This is a genomic window from Mycobacterium sp. (assembly GCF_032162605.1).
Taxonomy (GTDB): Bacteria; Actinomycetota; Actinomycetes; order Mycobacteriales; family Mycobacteriaceae; genus Mycobacterium.
This window is the reverse complement of sequence record NZ_JAVROT010000640.1, coordinates 1-4,029: the sequence shown is the minus strand read 5'-3', so window position 1 is coordinate 4,029 and position 4,029 is coordinate 1. Positions and strand designations below refer to the sequence as shown.

At 68.6% G+C, this 4,029-nt stretch carries 5 protein-coding genes; 3 read left to right on the top strand and 2 right to left on the bottom strand.

Annotated elements, in window-relative coordinates:
* The coding region (locus tag QOI01_RS36440) for an LLM class flavin-dependent oxidoreductase (RefSeq protein WP_526389166.1) at positions 1 to 1,076 on the bottom strand (1,076 nt) is incomplete at its 3' end.
* 92 nt (positions 1,077 to 1,168) lie between these two features.
* On the opposite strand from QOI01_RS36440, the gene QOI01_RS36435 reads away from it, so the two are divergent.
* The 3 genes from QOI01_RS36435 to QOI01_RS36425 all read left to right on the top strand — a co-directional run bounded on the left by QOI01_RS36435 (position 1,169) and on the right by QOI01_RS36425 (position 3,794).
* Positions 1,169 to 1,429, top strand: coding sequence for a YdeI/OmpD-associated family protein (locus tag QOI01_RS36435; protein ID WP_526389164.1), 261 nt, complete (start codon positions 1,169 to 1,171; stop codon positions 1,427 to 1,429).
* 384 nt (positions 1,430 to 1,813) lie between these two features.
* Positions 1,814 to 3,193 (top strand): FAD-binding oxidoreductase, encoded by a 1,380-nt coding sequence (locus QOI01_RS36430; protein ID WP_526389162.1) that lies wholly within the window; start codon positions 1,814 to 1,816, stop codon positions 3,191 to 3,193.
* Between the two features lie 10 nt (positions 3,194 to 3,203).
* Positions 3,204 to 3,794 carry a TetR/AcrR family transcriptional regulator gene (locus tag QOI01_RS36425; protein ID WP_526389160.1) on the top strand — a complete coding sequence of 197 codons (591 nt, stop codon included), beginning with the start codon at positions 3,204 to 3,206 and terminating at the stop codon, positions 3,792 to 3,794.
* A gap of 24 nt (positions 3,795 to 3,818) precedes the next feature.
* Here QOI01_RS36425 and QOI01_RS36420 read toward each other — a convergent pair.
* On the bottom strand, positions 3,819 to 4,029 hold a 211-nt coding region (locus QOI01_RS36420; protein WP_526389158.1), incomplete at its 5' end, for an acyl-CoA dehydrogenase family protein.

Below are 4,029 nucleotides of genomic sequence, written 5' to 3'. Positions count from 1 at the left end.
TCTGTCCCGCTTCCGGTCACCCAGTCGTGCGACGCGACCGGTCCTGCGAGCTGGCCGGTGAAATGCGGCATCACGTATTGCGCGAACAGGTCGTAACTGTGCAATTTCGCGGCAGGCGGGGCCCAGTCGTGGTCGAAGAGAAGGAATGCGCCGAAGCCGCCGTTGCTTGCCTCGACGAGCTCGGAGATCTTGGCCACCGCGTCCTCTGGGGTGCCGATCACGGCGAAGCCGGACTCGTGGTTGTTCGCGATGATCTCGGCCGGTGTCTCACCCTGCACCGGGCCCGCGGGAAGGATGTGCGCGAAGTAGCGCGAGAACTCGGCGATGCCGTGCTCGACGTCGCGGTCGGCCTGCTCGCGAGTGTCGGCGAGGTGCATCGGGCCGACGAGCCGCCACTTCGAACGATCGGCGACGTGGCCGTGCTCGAGTGCGACCTCCTCCCACGTCGCCCAGTGGTGGGCAAGGAGGTCCATGCCCTGCTTGGCGGTGGCCGCGATCGACAACATGCCGATGCCGTGCTTGCCCGCGCCGCGCGGCCCGGTGGGGGAGAAGGATGCTGCAACGGCGACGTCGAAGCACGGGTCGCTGTACGGCTTCAGCTGCAGGCGTGCGTCCTGCAGGGTGAACCCGACGGTGTGCATGGTGACGGTCTCGCCGCGTAGCAGGCGCATGATCGCGTCGAGGCACTGCTCCATGCGCGGCCGTTGCTCGTCGGCGGGGATGCCGAGCATGTGCGCGTCCGACGTGAGCTGGCCTGGGCCGCAGCCGAGCATCGCGCGGCCGCGGGTGAGGTGGTCCAGCAGCACCATCCGATCCGCCAGCAGCAAGGGGTTTTGGTACGGCAGTGAGCTGACGCCCGTCCCCAGCTTGATGTGCTTGGTGCGTTCCGCGGCGACGCCGATGACGACCTCGGGAGACGCGATGATCTCGAACCCGGCCGAGTGGTGCTCGCCTATCCACGCCTCGTCGAATCCGAGGCGGTCCATCGCCACGATCAGGTCGAGGTCCCGCTCGAGGGCGAGCGTCGGGTTCTGCCCGGGCGGGTGGAAGGGAGCCATGAAGTTTCCGAATCGCATCCGCCGATTCTTGTCCCGCGCTTGCGCCTGGTGGTCCAATTTCGTTCGAGTCGCAGGACGTTGAGGGTGCGAGGCTGGATTATCGTGACGTCATGAGCAGCGAGCATGTGCCGGGCGGCGTCGTGCACGAGTTGCCCGCGGACCTGCGCGGGGAGTTGCTCGCCAATGGCACGGCGCTGGCTGCGTGGAAGGACATCACGCCCCTGGCGCGCAACGAGTTCATCTGCTGGGTCGAGGATGCCAAGCAACAGGCGACGCGTATGCGCCGGATTCGCCGCACGCAGGAAGAATTGGAGGAGGGGCAGCGTCGGCCCTGCTGTTGGCCAGGGTGCAAGCACCGCGAGCGATCGTGACCGCGTCAACTCCCGCGTCGAGGAGATCGCCGAGCGATCCGAACACCGGCACGGCCGCCAGATTCTCGATTCGCCTCAGCCACCCGCTGCGGCGATCACAAGCCCGATTCTCACGATGCCTCCCTCCTGCACCCGATCCCGATCAACGGTGACTTTGTCAGGGCGATATAACCTTCCCCGTCAAGTCCGATCGGCAGCGGTGTCTCCTCGTTGGGCGCGGCCGCTGCTTGACGGACTCGTGGTTCTCGGGGATGCTGACACTAAGCGGAAGGTTGCGTCCGGTATGTCCTGGCCGACCACGGCAGGCTCGGCCGGGTCGATCAAGGGAGCGCCAGTTCTGTTGCTGCACAGCATCGGAGCTCGTAGCGGCGAGGAGCGGGTGAGATGAGCGTGATCGGGCGCCTGCTGGCCGAACTGGCCGACGTCGTGCACGTCCCTGGCGACGACGAGTACGCCGCAGCGACTCGGCCGGACAACTCCAGCTTCCCGCAGCGGCCCCGTGCGGTGGTCCGGCCGCGTTCGGCCGACGAGGCCGCTCGCGCGGTCCAGATCATCGCCTCGATGGGAATCCGCATCGCGGTGCAGGCCACCGGACACGGCGCGGGCGCACCGATCGACGAGGCCGACGTGCTCCTCGACACCTCCGCGCTGGACACGGTGAGCGTCGACGTGGGGGCACGGACGGCGCGCGTCGGCGCCGGGTCAATGTGGCCAGGGGTGCAGGAGGCCGCTGCGCCCCATGGATTGCTCGGCCTGAGCGGAACATCCCCGACGGTCGGCGTTGCGGGTTACACGTTCGGTGGCGGCGTCGGCTGGTTCGTGCGGAAGTTCGGTCTCGCCGCCGCAGCGTTGCGTTCAGTCGAGTACGTCGACGGGTCGGGCCGTTTGCGCACGGCATCTCTGGATGCGGTGGATGCCGTTGATCGAGAAGCACTCTGGGCGTTCAGAGGCGTCGCGCCGGTCGGCCTGGCGACATCTGTGGAGATCGGGTTGTTCCCGGTGGCCGACCTCTGGACCGGCTATCTGTTGTGGCCGGCCTCAGCCCTGTCCGGGGTCGTGGCCGCCTGGACGCAGGGCATCGCGGCCGTCGACGAATCGGTCACCAGTGCGTTTTCGCTGCTTCGGCTGCCACCCGAGGGGCCCTTTCCCGACGAACTGTTGGGCACTTCGGTCGTCCATCTCTCCTATGCGTCTCCCGATGGCGGGCGCCCGCTCGGCGTCATGCGGGACGCGGTGCGTGCCGTGGCCACACCCGTCGTCGACACGACCGGTCCCGGTGACAGGACGTCGCTCTCGGCGATCCACCTCGACCCTCCAACGGCGGTTCCCGCCAGGGGCACCGGCCGATGGCTCGACTCCAATGCCACCGACGTGGCGACCGCGATGTTCGCGGTCGCCCGGATCGGAGAACCACACGGGCTCAGCATGATCGAGCTGCGGCACACCGAGTCCAAGGCCGCCGCTCACGCGGGCGCGCCGGCACCCTTCCTGATGCACGCCGTCGGGGCCGCCACCGACGATGCCGCGCGCGGCAAGATCGACGACGTCCTTCGTCGGGTCGAGGTGGCGGGCCGTCCCGCTGACATCGGCCGTGCCGCACCGTCGTTCCGCGAAGGGCAGCCCGACGCCGCAGATGCGTTGGCACCGGGCGACGTCGGACGCGTGCGCGCCGCCCGCAACGCACTGGATCCCGACCGGACCTTCGTCTTCCAACGCCACCTGGAGTCCGCAAGAGGGGCTGATGCCCCGCCGGGCGCTGTGTGACACTCAAGCGATGTCCGCCGGCCCGAGCCCAAGTCGCCGTCCGCGCGCAGTGCGTCGAGATGCGGTAGAGAACAGGGAGAAGATCCTCCGCACGGCGGCCGAGCTGATCGCCCGGAGGGGACACAACGTGCCGCTGACCGAGATCGCCGACGCCGCCGGGGTCGGCGTAGGCACGTTCTATCGCGGCTTCCCCGACCGATCGGCGCTGCTCGAGGAACTGCAGCGCCGCGGCTACGAAGTGCTGCTGGCCACGCTGACACAGATCAGGGAGTCCGGGCTCACCGGCGCCGTCGCGATACAGGCGTACCTGCAGAGATGCCTGGCACTCGCGGACGAACTGGTGGTACTTCCACTTCGCGGCGCCGAGCCGCTGACCGACGCTGCCGCGGTTGGGGCGCGCCACCAGATCGGCCGTGCGATCGACGAATTCCTGGTCGAAGGCCGCGCGGACGGCTCGGTGCACGACGACGTGACGGCGATGGACGTCATCGTCTGCGGCACACTGATCGCCATGCCCCTGCCGCTCGGCCCGGACGCGCTGACGGCCGCCACGCGCCACATCGCGATGTTCGTCCGCGGAATCCGCACGGATGATTCGTGATCGGTGCAAGCCGCCAAGCCTGAACTACAACGAGACGGTCCCGTACGACGCGAGGCCATCGATGAGCGTGTGCAGCTGATCGTCGGCCGAGCCCAGCGTCTGGTCGATCGCGGTGAGCCGGGCGGCGTAGTGACCCACCGGATACTCGGCGGTGACGCCGATACCGCCGTGCAGTTGGATCGCCTCCTGGGCGATGTGGCGACCCGATCGGCTGATTTGGAGCTTGGCCCTGGCG

Bases quoted from the DNA above. Each gene is read 5' to 3' on its own strand.
- QOI01_RS36430 (WP_526389162.1), top strand. From the start codon at position 1,814: ATGAGCGTGATCGGGCGCCTGCTGGCCGAACTGGCCGACGTCGTGCAC.
- QOI01_RS36425 (WP_526389160.1), top strand. From the start codon at position 3,204: ATGTCCGCCGGCCCGAGCCCAAGTCGCCGTCCGCGCGCAGTGCGTCGA.
- QOI01_RS36435 (WP_526389164.1), top strand. From the start codon at position 1,169: ATGAGCAGCGAGCATGTGCCGGGCGGCGTCGTGCACGAGTTGCCCGCG.